The organism is Corynebacterium sp. TUM25020 (genome assembly GCF_056388495.1).
In genome coordinates this window covers 168,499-183,136 of sequence record NZ_JBWJFG010000004.1, presented here as the reverse complement: position 1 = coordinate 183,136, position 14,638 = coordinate 168,499, and the positions used below count along the sequence as shown (strand labels likewise).

Below are 14,638 nucleotides of genomic sequence, written 5' to 3'. Positions count from 1 at the left end.
AAGTAGCCTAGGAGTCATGTCAGCGACCTATCGCCTTCAGCTCCGTGGACCTGGATCCGACCCCACCCAAGCATTCACCTTCGCCGACGCGGAGAAGCACCTCCCGTACTTCTCTCGCCTGGGTGTTTCACACCTTTATCTCTCCCCTGTAATGCAGGCTCCGGCGGAATCGACGCACGGATACGACGTGACCGACCCGGCGACCATTAACCCCGAGCTCGGCGGTATTGAGGGGCTGCGTTCCCTGGCCGATAAGGCGCACGAGGTGGGCATCAAACTATTGCTGGACATCGTGCCGAACCATGTGGGCGTGGACGATCCACAGCTCAACCCGTGGTGGTGGGATCTGCTGAAAAAGGGCAAGGAATCGGAGTACGCCACCTACTTCGACGTTGACTGGTCGGAGGACAATGGCGCAAACGGGCGGCTGGGGCTGCCGGTGTTGGGCAGCGAGGATGACGTTGCGGAGCTGCGCATTGAGCCTGGCGATGACGCCGAGGGCTCCGAGCCTAAGTTGTGCTACTACGACAACTGCTTCCCCATTGCCGAGGGCACCTTGGGCGGCACCCCGCAGGAGGTACACGACCGCCAGCACTACCGCCTGATGTTCTGGCGCGACGGAGTGATTAACTACCGCCGATTCTTTAGTATCAACGGTCTGGCTGGCCTGCGGCAGGAAGACCCAGTGGTGTTTGAACACTCCCACCGCATTCTGAACCAGCTGATCGCGGCTGACATCATCGATGGCGTGCGCGTAGATCACCCGGATGGCCTCGCAGATCCATTCAACTACCTAAAGCAGCTGCGCAAGCTGATCGGCGACGAGCGTTGGTTGCTCGTGGAGAAGATCCTGGGGGTCACCGAACCACTCGATCCGCGTCTGGCTGTCGATGGCACTACGGGCTACGACGCATTGCGCGAGCTCGATGGCGTGTTCGTCCACCGCCCTGCCGTCGGCACCATGGCTGAGCTCGCACTGGACATGACGGGATCCAAGTGGGATGCCGCAGCCTTCGAACAAGCCGAGTACGAGCTCAAAAGCGAGGTCGCCCGCCAGGAACTCGCCGCCGAGGTGCGTCGCCTGGCCCGCGCGGTACGCAATGACAACTGGTCCACCTCTGGCGAGGCAGTATCGGATGAGGAACTGCGTGAAGCCCTCATCGATCTTATTGCCGCCATGCCGGTATACCGTGCGGACTATGAGTCGCTGTCCCGCGTAACCAGCACCGTTATCGCCCAGATGATTATTCGCTATCCGGAGCGCGCCGATGCGCTGGATTTGATCGCCACTGCTTTGATTTCCCGTGGCGAGGCGAATATCCGCTTCGCCCAGGTGTGTGGTGCTGTGATGGCCAAGGGTGTGGAAGATACCGCTTTCTACCGTGGCTCGCGCCTAGTGAGCCTGCAGGAAGTCGGCGGTGCTCCAAGCCGCTTCGGGGTCTCCCCCGCCGAGTTCCACCTGCTGCAGGCAGAGCGTGCTCGCCTGTGGCCCAAGGCCATGACTGCGTTGACAACGCATGACACAAAGCGTGGCGAGGACGTGCGCAGCCGTATTGGCTGCATCACGGAATCCGCCGAGCGTTTCGCTGAGCTCTGCGACAGCATCGAATACGTCGACGGCGCTACCTGCCACTTCCTGCTACAGAACATGATTGGCGTGTGGCCCGTCGACGGTACTGTTTCCGACGAACTGCGGGAGCGCCTGCATGCCTACGCCGAAAAGGCCATGCGCGAAGCCGGAGTGCACACCACGTGGTTCGAGGTCAATGAGGATTTCGAGAACTCTATTCACGCATGGATAGATTCCACGATCGACAACTTCGGCGAGGACATCACCTCCTACGTCAACCACATCGCCCCGGCGGCCAACACGGTCTCCATTTCCAAGAAGTTGCTGCAGATCATGGGCCCTGGAATTCCGGATATCTACCAGGGCACAGAGTTCTTTACGGATTCCCTCGTGGATCCGGATAACCGCCGCAAGGTGGACTTTGCCGAGCGGCTGGAAGCCCTGGATCGCATTTCCCGCGGAGATATCCGCAACGCCGACGACGAGCGCCTCTACGTCATCGCGACTGCTTTGCAGATCCGCAACCAATTCGAGCTCGATGCAGCCAGCTACCTGCCCGTCATGGCTACCGGCACCATGGAGCGCCACCTGTTGGGAACTATGCGGGGCGAGGACGTGATCACGCTGGTCACCCGCCGCCCGCTGGACGTGCTGCGCGATGGCTGGGGTGACACGACTGTGGCCCTGCCCGAGGGCGTGTGGGAGGATCGTCTCTCCGGCAGCATGTGGGAAGGCGAAGTGCCACTCAACAGCCTGTTTAGCGAGCGCGGTCAGGCGATCCTCACGCGCATGGGAGCCTAATGCCGAAAAAGTCCGCGCACCCCGCTTTGGCGGATTACGACGCCTGGATCCAGTCCCGCCCCAACGTCGCCGGCGCCCTGGAGGCGCGCATTATTGATGTTCTTGATGACGCCGGCCTGACGTTTGATCGGGTCAGCGTGCGAATCAAGGATCGAATGAGCTTCGCTCGCAAACTGTCCAACGAGGCCTACCCCGAGTACAACTCATTTGTCGACGCCCACGACGTTATCGGCGTGCGCGTGATTACCTTCCATTCCTCGGAGATACCGCAGCTTAAAGAAGCACTCTCCGACCTTTTCGAGGTGGTGAGAGTTATCGACAAGGCCGCCGAGACTGCGCGCGAGGGACGCTTTGGTTACGCCAGCCAGCACCTTATCGTCTCCGCTAAGAATGAACCTTGGGCAGCGGAGGATGGGGCGTCACCAAAGTACATAGAGATCCAACTACGTACCGTTCTGCAGCACGCATGGGCGGAGTTCGAGCATGACGTGCGCTACAAAAACCAGGAGCATCCGGAAACGAGCGCGCCGGAGATTCAGCGTGCTTTTACGCTGGCTGCAGGGCTGATCGAGCTGGCGGATGAGCAGTTCGACAAGATTGCCGCTGTGCTGGATACGGCTCGCTCCGACGCAGATGTGGACGGAGCGCTGGACGCGGCTTCATTGCCACGAGTACTCACTCGCATCGTCGGCGAGAAATACCCCACCTCTCGTGTGGATTACTACCACTATGCAATCGAGATGCTGGCGGCCCACGACATTACGACGATCCCCCAGCTGCGCGAGCTTTTGGCACCGAAGCGGCTTAAGGCGCTGCGCAAGGCCATGAACTACCCCTATTACCCCGGCCAAGTCCGACTGATCGACGATATGCTGCTATTCGCCTACGGGCGCGAGCACATCCGCAAGACGGTGCACATCGGCGACAATGCGCAATCGCGCCCCGGAAGGCTGGGCAATAGGTGGCAGCAGCTGGGGCAAAAGACGGGCTAGAGCCGGCAAGAGCTACCTAGAGCTCACCGCGTTTGAAGCGTTCCAATTGGCGCCGCTCCCGCTTCGTCGGACGGCCTGCTCCCCGATCCCGGCGCGGCATCGCGGGAATTACGGGTGGCGGTGGAGAATGGTCGATATAGGCTTTGCGTGCGAGCTCCGCACCCACGCGCTTAGACAGCAGCTGGGTGACTTCCACAATGTGCTCGCGGTGATGTATCCACACGCGCACTGTATCCCCCACCACCACGGGCTGGGCGGGCTTTACCGATACGTCGTTGATCTTCACGTGTCCCGCGCGACAGGCCTCCGCTGCTTGGGCGCGAGTCTTACAGAGGCGGACGGCCCACACCCATGCGTCGATGCGAACCTTGCTGGAAGGAGTGTTGGCCAACGGAGTGCGTCACCACTGATCTTTGTGCTCGACGATGCCTTTGATCTTGAAGCCACTGTAGACGATGAAAGCCACAGCCAGAATCGGCACGATAACTGCGAAGAAGGTGGTGGGCAGGATCGTCAGGCCACCGACGAGGCTTACCGCACCCACGCCACCGGCGATCTGGATATTCCGGGAGTGCTTGCGAACTTCAGCCTTGCGCTGGGCGATCGGGTCGGTGCCCGGTCGGCGGGCGGGCAGGTTGCCGTAGTTACTCATGCTTCTACAGTGTAGTTAAGCGCCGTGTAGTTATTAGGAGTTGGTGCATTCGCGCGGTTTCTAGAGCGCGTCTTCAATCCAGCGCTGACCTTCCAGTTGGGGATCTACCGCCCCGCTGGTGATGCTGGCGAGGAAGTCCGGCAGCGGTGCGCCGGGCTCGCAGGCAATAGCCAGTTCCGCCGCAGCCTTGTATTCCACGCCCACCACGGTATATCCGGCGGCGCGCACCTCGGCCTCCACTCGCCCGGCATCCGCATGTGGCACCTCGCAGGTGTATAGGTCCAGCTGACGTCGCAGCGTCAACGGCACCTGCTGCAAGGCCTCGCGGGTGGCATCTTGGTAGGCGCGCACGAGCCCGCCGGTGCCTAGCTTTATCCCTCCGAAGTATCGCACCACCACTACAGCTACATCCTGAAGCGGCTTGGAGCTGCTCCACCCTTTCAGTACCTCCAGCATCGGCTGGCCTGCGGTGCCGGCTGGCTCACCGTCATCGCTGGAACGTTCAATCGGCTGTGCCGCGTCGACATGCACGACAAAGGCGCTGCAGTGGTGGCGCGCATCGGGATATTCGCGGCGAATTGCGCCGATAAACTCGCGGGCTTCGTCCTCGCTGGTGCATCGCTCGGCAAGCGCGATAAAGCGGGAACGTTTGATCTCCACTTCTGCGGTGTACCTACCCGCCTGGGGGCGGACGTACGAGGGTTCGGGTCGGGAGGCAATATCAGCGAGCATGCTCCCATTATCGCAGCTAGGGTAGGACGCATGTATTCCGTGTGGGCTCCCCTGGCCGAAAACGTAGATCTAGTCCTCCGACCAGCACAATCAGGTACCGAATCCGAGCACGATTCCGAACAGCGATTGCCGATGACGCGCGGAACCGATGACTGGTTCCATGCCGATGTGCCTGCCGCTGCTGGCGATCGCTATGGCTTTTCCGTCGACGGTTCGCCAGTCTTCCCCGACCCGCGTTCCAGGCGCCAACCCGATGGCATCCACGGTTTATCAGAGGTGTGGCAGATCGATAGTCCACGCCGCCCGCTGGGGCGCCCGCTTCAGGGTGAGGTTCTCTACGAGCTGCACGTCGGCACATTCACCGAAGCAGGTACGTTCGACGCTGCCATTGACAAACTCGATGAGCTCAAAGCTGTGGGCGTCACCGCTATCGAGCTCATGCCTGTGCAGCCTTTCGGTGGCAAGCGTAACTGGGGCTACGACGGCGTGATGTGGCATGCGGTCACGGATGTTTACGGCGGGCCGGACGGACTGTTAAGGCTTATTGACGCCGCCCACGACCGCGACCTGGCCGTGGTTTTCGACGTGGTGTACAACCACTTCGGCCCGGACGGGAACTACACCGGAGTGTTCGGCCCCTACACCGCTGGCGGTTCCACCGGCTGGGGTGATGTGGTGAATCTGCAAGGCAGAGATTCCGACGAGGTACGCGCATACATCCTAGAGGCCGTACGACTGTGGACCCAGGAATTCGGCATCGACGGCCTGCGCCTGGATGCGGTGCACGCTTTGGACGACACGGGCGCGGTGAGCATCATCGAGCAGATCCGCGACGCTGCGGAGCCGAGTTGGATCATTGCCGAAACCGACCAGAATGATCCCGTGTACACCGAGGGATACAAGGTGGCGCAGTGGAACGATGATATCCACCATGCGATCCACACCGTCGTCTCCGGCGAGGATCATGCCTACTACTCGGACTTCGGGACGCTCGAAGTACTGGCTACTACGTTCCAGCGAGTGTTTTGGCACGACGGCCGCTTTAGTTCTTTCCGCGGGCGCACTCATGGCAGGCCGGTGACGGATCCACAAACATGGCGCTTTGTGACATACACGACTACCCATGACCAGACGGGTAACCGCGCCGCGGGTGATAGGCCAAGCATGAACCTCACCGTCTCTCAACAACTAGCCAAGGCCACCCTCGTACTAACGAGTCCTTTCACCCCGATGCTGTTTATGGGCGAAGAGTGGGGCGCCTCTACCCCGTTCGCGTTCTTCGTCGATCACGAGAATGAGGAACTAAACCAGGCGACTCGGGAAGGCCGAATGCGCGAGTTTGCCCGTGCCGGTTGGAACCCAAAGGACGTGCCAAACCCAGCCGCCGAAGAGACCTTCCGCTCTAGCGTACTGAACTGGGCCGAGCGCAACGATGCCCCGCACGCAGAAGTTTTGCGGGGCTACACCGAGCTTTTGGAGTTCCGGCGTACTCACCGCCTGGCTGAGGCCGAGTTGCTGGACGTGAGCTGGTGGGCGGATGCCGAAGAGCCGGTGACAGAGAAGCTGGCGGGAACAAACCCGACAGTGTCACCGATCAGCGTGGATACGGCCGAAGCACAGGGCCGCTGGATCCAGCTGACTTACCAAGCACCGGAGTCTCTAGTGAAGGTCACCGTGAACTTGAGCGACGAGCCACAAGAGGCACTGGGGCTGGGGCCATGGGAGGCTCGCTACACCGCAGAATAGCTAACGCCAGCTGCGCACCCGGTGCAGCAGCATACGGTTCTTGCGCTGCGAGCGGTCCATCTTCGCACCGATTTCCCGCAGGATTCCAATTGCATCCGGTATGTGTGGCCCCTTGTTCAGCATGATGCATTCGGCGCGCAGGGCGAAAGCCACGTCGGTGATCTCCGCGCGCGTCGGTAGGCCCGACTTCGCCATGGATTCCAGCACTTGAGTGCCGATAATCAGCGGCACATGCGCTGCCTCCACCATCGCCAGCACCTGCCCCGGAACCTCTGCCATGCGGGAAAATCCCAATTCCACGGCTAGGTCGCCACGCGCGAGCATCACACCGAACCTCGCGTGCCGCATGCCCTCCAGCAAGATGGGCGCTAGGTTTTCAAACGCCGGGATCGTTTCAATCTTCAGCACCAGCCCCAGGTCGTCGGCCCCCAGGTCGCGGAACTTTTCCAACACGTATGCGACGTCTTCGCGGGTACGGATGAAGCTCACTGCCGCGATATCCGCATGCTCTGCGACGAAGGCCAGCGCGGCCTCGTCCTCCTCGGTCAGGCTCGGCAAAGGCAATTCCGTATCGGGCAGATTGATGCCTTTGTACTCGGCTAGTTTTGCTCCGCCACGGGTGATCTCCAACTCAGCTTCTGCTGTGCCAGCCATATCTCGGGTCTCCACGACCTGCGCCGCAATTGCCCCATCGTCGAAGAGCACCTGCTGGCCCACCTCGAGGGCCTGTACCGCTTCCGGCAAGGTACAGCTGATAGTGGGAACTCCCCCGTCTTGCGGGTTACAGACCACATCGGCGCTGGTCAGGATCAATCGATCCCCGGTCAACGGGCGAAGCTTCTGAATCGTTGGCGGCACCGAACGCACCGTGGTTGTCGCCGTGTCCGTCCGCAGCTCCGCCCCAAGCTGCAGGTAGATATTCTGCTGTCCCTCTGCCAGCGCCCCTTCGCTGCCGCCGGATGCCCCGTCTTTCTTTGTGACGCCGAGTTTCCGCCGCTTGCCGCGTGCGTCAACGACATGGATTACGTCGTCCACGGCAAGGGAATCAAAGAACTCCCGAGAAACGTGCACGCTCACGATCGGCCGCCCTTCAGTGGTGGCCGCCATGGGTGCCGGTTCCAGCTCCTGATCCTCTGGGATCATCCACAACCGGCAGGGGTGAATTACCGTGCCCGCGTCGTCGCGCTGCACGCGTACACGCACCACCGCAGGCCCCGGCGCGATACGCCCAGTCCGGATTTTCGGTCCGGCTAGATCCATGCTGATAGGGATTTCCCGCCCTGCGGCCTTGGCGGCGGTGCGGACGTTATCGATCATTCGCTTCCACACGTCCGGCCCATCGTGAGCACAGTTGATGCGCGCGAGCTCCATACCGGATCTCACAAGGCGAGCCGCTAGATCTTCGTCAAAGGCAGCCTCGGCGGGCAGGGTGACCATGATGCGCGAGGAATCCCCCGGCAAAACCCGCGGGCCGAAGAGAGCTTCCGTGTGTTGCTCAAGAAGTTCATCTGCCCCCACGATGGCGTCGGCTACATCTTCCTCGTCGAACTGCGGCGAGCAACCATCCAGGGCAGAGACCACGTTGTGCGCTGCCTGCAGACGTGCCTTCACCGCAGGCTCCGCGGTGGACAGGCGCGTAGCACCCAGGCTTTCCAAGTTGCCTTGCACCCCTCGGCGGTCGTGGGCACGCAGCGTCATATAGTGCACGAGGTTGCGGGCGCCGACAAAGTGGGTGGGTGCGGTAGCTCGGATCTCTGAGTACCAGTGCAATGTCTGGTTATCGAGGTCGTCGAGGAGTTCCTCGATGGTTTCTAGAACCGCTTGCTTGTTGACCTGCATGATGAAAAGGCATCTCCTGGAAAGATGCGCAGCCGAGCCAGAGGACGCGCATGTAGGTGTGTCTTCTCTATCGTGACAGCTCTGCGGGGTTTATGCTCGGCAACGTACTCGGCGCGAGGAGCTACGAGAAAATTCCCTCCCACGTCGACGCTTTGAGTGCCCCCATCAAGGATGGGGATTTATTGACGCGCATTTCCGGCCCCAGCAGGAACTGCACCTCCTGTTCGCCGTCGATAAGGGTGAGGTAGACATCCGAATCGCCCTTGTTCTGGCTTAGAACCCGGCGCAGGTTGGCCATGTTGTCGGGGGTTGCCTGATCCACGCGAATGTTGAGGCGCAGGGGCACTCCGGAACCGGCACCGACGGTGAGCTCAGCGGACTTAAGATCCTGACAGAACAGCCGCATGTCGTCTTCTCGATAATTGATCTTCGCCTTCACTAGGACGATGTTGTCCTCGACGATCTGCGGGGCCACCATCTGATAGGTCTTCGGGAAGACCAACAGTTCCACCTGCGCGCCGTGTTGATCTTCCACGGTGGCGATTGCCCACGGATTGCCGTTGCGGTCGATGCGACGTTCCACGGACGAAATAATGCCGCCGATCTTGAGATCCTTGTTGTTCGGAACTTCCCCGGACAAGACAGTGGTCAGGGGCGTATCAATCTGGGCGTCCAGGGCTTCCTCGAAGCCATCGAGTGGGTGGCCAGAGACGTAGAGCCCCAGCATGTCGCGTTCCAATGCCAGTTCGTGCTTTCGCTCCCACTTCTGGTCGGGCACCTCGACGCGGAAGACATCACCTGCATCGTCATCGCCGCCAAGTCCGGCAAAGAGGTCGAATTGTCCCTTGGCTGCGGCCTTCTTGGTGGCGGTTACGGCGTCCACCGCATCCTCGTGCACCAGTACTAGTCCCTTGCGCGGATGCCCCAGGGAATCGAAAGCACCGGCCTTGATCAGGGACTCGGTCACGCGCTTATTTGCTGCGGGGAGGTCGATCTTGTCCAGGTAGTCAGAGAAGTCCTTGAAGGCGCCCTTTTCCTCACGGGAGGCAATGATGGAGTTCACCACGTCTTCGCCCACGTTGCGCACGGCACCCAGTCCGAAGCGAATATCCTCGCCGACGGATTGGAAAGTGTAACGCGAGTCATTGACATCGGGGGACAGCACTCGAATGCCCAGGTGGCGGCAGTCGGCCAGGTAGATAGCGGACTTGTCTTTCTTGTCGGCCACGGAGGTCAAGAGTGCGGCCATGTACTCCGGCGCATAGTTGGCCTTCAGGTAGGCGGTCCAGAAGGAAACGAGACCATAGCCCGCGGCGTGGGACTTGTTAAACGCATAGCCGGCGAAGGGCAGGATCGTATCCCACAGCGTCTTAATCGCATCGGAGGAATAGCCGTTTTCCTTCATTCCGGATTCGAAGGTGACGAATTCCTTTTCGAGCACCTCCGGTTTCTTCTTACCCATGGCCTTACGGAAGCCATCGGCCTGACCCGCGGTGTAGTTCGCGACCTTTTGGGAGATCTTCATGATCTGCTCCTGGTACACGATCAGGCCATAGGTTTCTTCCAGAATTTCCTTTAGCGCATCTTCCAGCTCAGGGTGAATCGGCACGATGGGTTTGCGGCCATTCTTGCGGTCGGCGTACTCCCAGTGCGCGTCCACACCCATAGGGCCAGGTCGGTACAGTGCCAATGCGGCGACGATGTCATTAAAGCCGGTGGGTCGCATGCGCTTCAGTAGCTTCTGCATACCCGCCGAGTCCAGCTGGAACACACCCAGTGTCTCGCCTCGAGCCAGCAGTTCGTAGGTGGGGTCATCCACCGTGTCGAGGTTTTCCAGGTCCAGCTCGAAGTCGCGGTTGGCCTTAATGTTATCGAGGGCGTCACCAATAACGGTGAGGTTACGCAAGCCCAGGAAGTCCATCTTCAGCAACCCGATGGCCTCACAGGCAGGGTACGGCCAGCCCGTGATCAATGCGCCGTCCTGCTTGCGTTTCCACATGGGAATGCAGTCCAGAAGTGGCACGCTGGACATAATCACCGCACAGGCGTGCACACCAGCCTGGCGAATCACGCCTTCTAGGCCGAGCGCATCCTTGTAAATCTTCGCTACATCCGGATCGGTCTCGATCAACTGGCGGACTTCCGCGGCCTCGGGATAACGCTCGTGCTCCGGATCGGTAATGCCGTGGAGAGGAATGTCCTTAGCCATAATCGCCGGCGGCAGAGCCTTGGTGATCCGATCTGCCATTTGGAAACCCGCCTGACCATAATGGGCGCGGGCGGAATCCTTAATAGCCTGTTTCGTCTTCACTGTGCCGAACGTGATCACCTGGGCAATTTTGTCCTCGCCCCAGCGATCGGAGGCATAGCGAATCATCTCGCCACGTCGGCGATCGTCGAAGTCGATATCGATATCAGGTGCGGACGGACGCTCGGGGTTCAAGAAGCGCTCGAACAGCAGACCGTGCTCCATCGGATCGATGTTCGTGATCGTCAGCGCGTAGGCCACCAGTGCACCGGCTGCGGAACCACGTCCCGGACCGACGCGGATACCCACAGACCGGGCATGCTTAATCAGCTCGGCAACAATAAGGAAATATGAGGGGTAGCCCTTCATATCGATCACGCCAATTTCGTACTTGGCGCGGTCGATGTACTCGGCGGGTACTTCGCGGCCGGGGAAACGCTCCTCCAGTCCCTTCATCACTTCGTGGGTCAACCATGTCGTCGGAGTGTGCCCCTCAGGCACGTCGGCGATAGGCATGCGATCGTGCGGGTGTTCCTCCCAGATTTCGGAGTAGTCCTGCACACGCTCGGCAACCCAGAGGGTATTGTCGCAGCCCTTGGGTACCTCTTTATCCCACTGCGCACGAATATCCTCGGCGGTGCGCAAGTAATAGCCGGTGCCCGAAAAGGCAAAGCGCTTGCCGCCCTGATCCAAGGTCGGCTCGTCCAGGGTCGAACCGGTCTGCACACACAGCATCACTTCGTGGGCAGGAGCCTGCTGCTCCAACACATAGTGGCAGTCGTTGGTCACCAGCGGCGGCAGCTCAAGCTTGCGGCCGATCTCCAGCAGGTCGTCACGCACCCGCTTCTCGATCTCGAGCCCGTGATCCATCAGCTCCAGGAAGAAGTTTTCCTTACCGTAGATGTCCTGCCACATCGCCGCAGCTTCCAGGGCCTTGTCGAACTGCCCCAGGCGCAGGCGCGTTTGCACATCACCAGACGGGCAGCCGGTGGTGGCGATGATGCCCTCGGAGTGTTGGGAAATCAGTTCGGCGTCCATGCGCGGCCACTTACCCAGCTGCCCCTCGTAGCTAGCCATCGACGACAGGTAGAAAAGATTGCGCAACCCCGTGGCGTTCTCCGCAATCATCGTCTGGTGCAGATAGGCGCCGGAAGCCGAAACATCGTCCGACTTCTGCTCTGGCTTACCCCATCGCACGCGCTGCTGATTAAAGCGAGATTCCGGTGCGATATACGCCTCGATGCCGATGATGGGCTTTATCCCCGCGGCGGTCATGGCGCGGTAAAAAGCGTCTGCTCCATACATGTTTCCGTGGTCGGTCATCCCCACCGCAGGCATCCCCTGCCGCACCGCCTCCTGAGCCAGAAGATCAACCTTGGCCATGCCGTCGAGCATGGAATATTCGGTGTGGTTATGCAGGTGGACGAAGGAGGAACCGCTCATGGTTCGCCATCATAGCGTGTCCTAAAAATCGCATTTTTCGGCACATCGGGTTCGCTCGCCCGTTACAGTTACTTTCCATGAACAAAGATACTCGCCTCGCAGTGGCGCACCTGGACGCTCCCTTTGCAGTGCTGGATCTGGATGCTGCTAGGGCCAATGCGCTAGACATGGCGCACCGTTCTCGCGGCACCCCGATTCGGGTGGCCAGCAAGTCTCTACGTATCCGCTCGCTGATCTCGGAAGTCCTCACCCTTCCCGGATACCGCGGTGTGCTGGCCTATAACCTCAACGAAGCTCTGTGGCTAAGTGACGAGCAGGTCAGCGACGATATTTTGGTCGCCTACCCCTCTGCTCACCGCGAGGCGCTGCATCGCCTGATTCACAATGCACGCGCTCTTGAAAACGTGACCCTCATGGTTGATTCTGTCGCTCACCTGGATCTTATTGACGCCGTGATGCCACCCAACGAGCGCGGGGTAGTTCGGATCTGTATTGATATTGACGCCGCATTGCGCGCCGGCCCCGTTCACATTGGAGCTCTGCGTTCCCCCTTGCACACGGTGGACGAGGTGCGCGCCGTGGTACGGCATCTGCGTCAACGGGAAGGCTTTCGACTGGTGGGGCTGATGGCCTATGAGGGACAGATTGCCGGAACTACTGACACTTCCCCAGCCATCGCTGCAATGAAGGCACTATCTGTTCGCGAATTGGCGCGTCGCCGCGCGAACATCGTCGCCGCGGTCGAAGAGGAATTGCGTGTTGCTGGCCTGCCAGCCCTGGAGTTCGTCAACGGTGGCGGTACCGGCTCGATCGAAACCACCAGTGCGGAAGCCGCGATCACTGAGATCGGCGCGGGGTCCGGCATTATCGGCCCAGCTTTGTTCGACCACTACCGCCAGTTCCAGCCCACCCCGGCCGAATGGTTCGTGGTGCCGGTGGTGCGCCGCCCAGCCGAGGAAACGGTGACGGTGGCCGGTGGTGGCCGCATCGCCTCTGGCCCTCCCGGAAAGGATCGCCTCCCCGTCGTCGACTGGCCGCGTGATCTGAAGATGGCTCCACTCGAAGGGCCGGGCGAGGTGCAAACCCCGCTGACTGGCCCCGCCGCCCGCAACCTGCGGCTAGGCGACCACGTGTGGATGCGTCATGCAAAGGCTGGCGAAGCAACTGAATACATCGATAGCGTGCTGGTCGTCTCGGCTGGCGAAATCATCGCGGAGTGGCCCACTTACCGCGGCGAAGGAAAGAGTTTTGTCTAATGAGCACCGTTAAAACCCGTAAGCCCGTCTACAACACCCGGTGGATCAACTGGTCCAAGGTCACCACGGCTCAGCCGCGCAAGCAGGTAGCGCCACATGACGAGGCGGAGTTGATCGAGCTTATTCAACGCGCCGCAGCCTCCGGAGAGAGGGTGAAGCCCATTGGCGCTGGGCACTCTTTCACCTCCGTCGCGGCCACGGAGGGCATCCAAGTGAGCCTGGACCACCTGGCCGGATTGATCCGCTTCGACCCTGAGAAAATGACGGCACGCCTGCGCGCCGGCACGCGCCTACGGGATGTGCCCGGCATCCTGGCCCCGCTGGGAGTGGCATTGGCTAACCAGGGCGACGTGGATCCGCAGTCCCTGGCGGGTGCGATCGGCACCAGCACCCATGGCACGGGTCTGGGCTTCACCGGCTTCGCCGGAATGCTGCGGGCTTTCCGCATCATCACCCCAGATGGCCAGGCTCACGAGTGCTACCCCGGAGCCGAAGGTATTGCGGGCGAACTCTACGATATTGCGCGCGTTTCCTTGGGCGCGTATGGCATCATCACGGAAGTTGAACTGGATGTGGTGGATACCTTCGTCCTCCACGCAGTAGAGCGCGCCGAGCCCAATGCACAGATCGTGGAGAATTTCGCAGATCGGGTTCGTGAAAAGGATCACCTGGAGTTCTATTGGTTCCCCGGCACCGATGTTGCCCACGTCAAGACGAATACCCGCCTGCCTGGCCACGCTCCCACCCAGCCTGTTCCGCGTTGGAAGGAGGTGCTGGACGACGAGATGCTCAACAACGGTGCCTACCGAGTGATGAACGACCTGGCGCACTACTTCCCTTCCCTCAGCAGGCCTTTTGCAAAGCTGAGCGCGAAGACTCTCGCGCAGCGCGAGTACTCGAACGTAGCTCACGATGTTTTCGTCAGTTCTCGACGGGTGCGTTTCAACGAGATGGAGTATTCGGTGCCGCTTACCGACGCCACGGAAGTACTCAAAGAGGTTCAGCACACCATGAACACCTGTGGCGAGCAGGTGCTCTTCCCCATCGAGGTGCGGGCGACTGCCGCCGACGAGGTGCCACTGTCCACCGCTAAAGGCCGCGAATCCTGCTACATCGCCATCCACCGCTATAACAAGGACAGCCACCAGGCGCTGTTCCGCCATATCGAGCCGATCTTCAAGGCTGTGAATGGTGGGCGTCCGCACTGGGGCAAACTGCATACTCTAACCCACGAGGATCTTCTCGAAAGGCATGAAGACCTGGCACGCGCGTGCGAGGTTCGCGCCAAGGTGGATCCTCAGGGCATGTTCAGAAATGCCATGGTGGATCGAGTATTCGGACTGGCTTAGTTTCCTTGCG

At 60.6% G+C, this 14,638-nt stretch carries 10 protein-coding genes; 5 read left to right on the top strand and 5 right to left on the bottom strand.

Annotated features, from left to right (window positions below):
* The first annotated feature begins 16 nt into the window (after window positions 1–16).
* Window positions 17–2,371 (top strand): malto-oligosyltrehalose synthase, encoded by a 2,355-nt coding sequence (treY, locus tag AC05K6_RS06705; protein WP_476728126.1) that lies wholly within the window; start codon window positions 17–19, stop codon window positions 2,369–2,371.
* Complete coding sequence (locus tag AC05K6_RS06700; RefSeq protein ID WP_476728125.1) at window positions 2,371–3,363, top strand: GTP pyrophosphokinase; 993 nt, start codon at window positions 2,371–2,373, stop codon at window positions 3,361–3,363. The genes treY and AC05K6_RS06700 overlap by 1 nt, the downstream gene beginning before the upstream one ends.
* A 16-nt stretch (window positions 3,364–3,379) precedes the next feature.
* Here AC05K6_RS06700 and AC05K6_RS06695 read toward each other — a convergent pair whose 3' ends face one another.
* The 3 genes from AC05K6_RS06695 to AC05K6_RS06685 are packed head-to-tail and all read right to left on the bottom strand — an operon-like array spanning window position 3,380 to window position 4,747.
* Complete coding sequence (locus tag AC05K6_RS06695) at window positions 3,380–3,754, bottom strand: RNA-binding S4 domain-containing protein (protein WP_293791303.1); 375 nt, start codon at window positions 3,752–3,754, stop codon at window positions 3,380–3,382.
* Window positions 3,755–3,763: 9 nt separating this feature from the next.
* Complete coding sequence (locus AC05K6_RS06690; protein WP_293791304.1) at window positions 3,764–4,015, bottom strand: hypothetical protein; 252 nt, start codon at window positions 4,013–4,015, stop codon at window positions 3,764–3,766.
* 60 nt (window positions 4,016–4,075) lie between these two features.
* Window positions 4,076–4,747 (bottom strand): IMPACT family protein, encoded by a 672-nt coding sequence (locus tag AC05K6_RS06685; RefSeq protein WP_476728124.1) that lies wholly within the window; start codon window positions 4,745–4,747, stop codon window positions 4,076–4,078.
* Window positions 4,748–4,777: 30 nt separating this feature from the next.
* On the opposite strand from AC05K6_RS06685, the gene treZ reads away from it, so the two are divergent.
* Window positions 4,778–6,493: a malto-oligosyltrehalose trehalohydrolase gene (gene treZ, locus AC05K6_RS06680; protein WP_476728123.1), complete on the top strand. Its 1,716-nt coding sequence runs from the start codon at window positions 4,778–4,780 to the stop codon at window positions 6,491–6,493.
* On the opposite strand, the gene AC05K6_RS06675 is transcribed toward treZ, so the two are convergent.
* Together AC05K6_RS06675 and dnaE are read right to left on the bottom strand one after the other, a co-directional pair.
* Complete coding sequence (locus AC05K6_RS06675) at window positions 6,494–8,332, bottom strand: pyruvate kinase (protein WP_476728122.1); 1,839 nt, start codon at window positions 8,330–8,332, stop codon at window positions 6,494–6,496. It lies immediately after the preceding gene.
* A 121-nt stretch (window positions 8,333–8,453) separates the two neighbouring features.
* Window positions 8,454–12,023 (bottom strand): DNA polymerase III subunit alpha, encoded by a 3,570-nt coding sequence (gene dnaE, locus AC05K6_RS06670; protein WP_473963447.1) that lies wholly within the window; start codon window positions 12,021–12,023, stop codon window positions 8,454–8,456.
* A gap of 77 nt (window positions 12,024–12,100) precedes the next feature.
* On the opposite strand from dnaE, the gene AC05K6_RS06665 reads away from it, so the two are divergent.
* The gene (locus AC05K6_RS06665) at window positions 12,101–13,279 is read left to right on the top strand and encodes an amino acid deaminase/aldolase (protein WP_293791309.1); all 1,179 of its coding nucleotides are present in this window, start codon (window positions 12,101–12,103) and stop codon (window positions 13,277–13,279) included.
* Window positions 13,279–14,628, top strand: coding sequence for a D-arabinono-1,4-lactone oxidase (locus AC05K6_RS06660; RefSeq protein WP_476728121.1), 1,350 nt, complete (start codon window positions 13,279–13,281; stop codon window positions 14,626–14,628). The genes AC05K6_RS06665 and AC05K6_RS06660 overlap by 1 nt, the downstream gene beginning before the upstream one ends.
* Window positions 14,629–14,638 lie beyond the last annotated feature (10 nt).

Coding starts and splice junctions, on each gene's coding strand:
- treY (WP_476728126.1), top strand. CDS start 17: ATGTCAGCGACCTATCGCCTTCAGCTCCGTGGACCTGGATCCGACCCC.
- AC05K6_RS06700 (WP_476728125.1), top strand. CDS start 2,371: ATGCCGAAAAAGTCCGCGCACCCCGCTTTGGCGGATTACGACGCCTGG.
- AC05K6_RS06690 (WP_293791304.1), bottom strand. CDS start 4,015: ATGAGTAACTACGGCAACCTGCCCGCCCGCCGACCGGGCACCGACCCG.
- AC05K6_RS06685 (WP_476728124.1), bottom strand. CDS start 4,747: ATGCTCGCTGATATTGCCTCCCGACCCGAACCCTCGTACGTCCGCCCC.
- treZ (WP_476728123.1), top strand. CDS start 4,778: ATGTATTCCGTGTGGGCTCCCCTGGCCGAAAACGTAGATCTAGTCCTC.
- AC05K6_RS06675 (WP_476728122.1), bottom strand. CDS start 8,332: ATGCAGGTCAACAAGCAAGCGGTTCTAGAAACCATCGAGGAACTCCTC.
- dnaE (WP_473963447.1), bottom strand. CDS start 12,023: ATGAGCGGTTCCTCCTTCGTCCACCTGCATAACCACACCGAATATTCC.
- AC05K6_RS06665 (WP_293791309.1), top strand. CDS start 12,101: ATGAACAAAGATACTCGCCTCGCAGTGGCGCACCTGGACGCTCCCTTT.
- AC05K6_RS06660 (WP_476728121.1), top strand. CDS start 13,279: ATGAGCACCGTTAAAACCCGTAAGCCCGTCTACAACACCCGGTGGATC.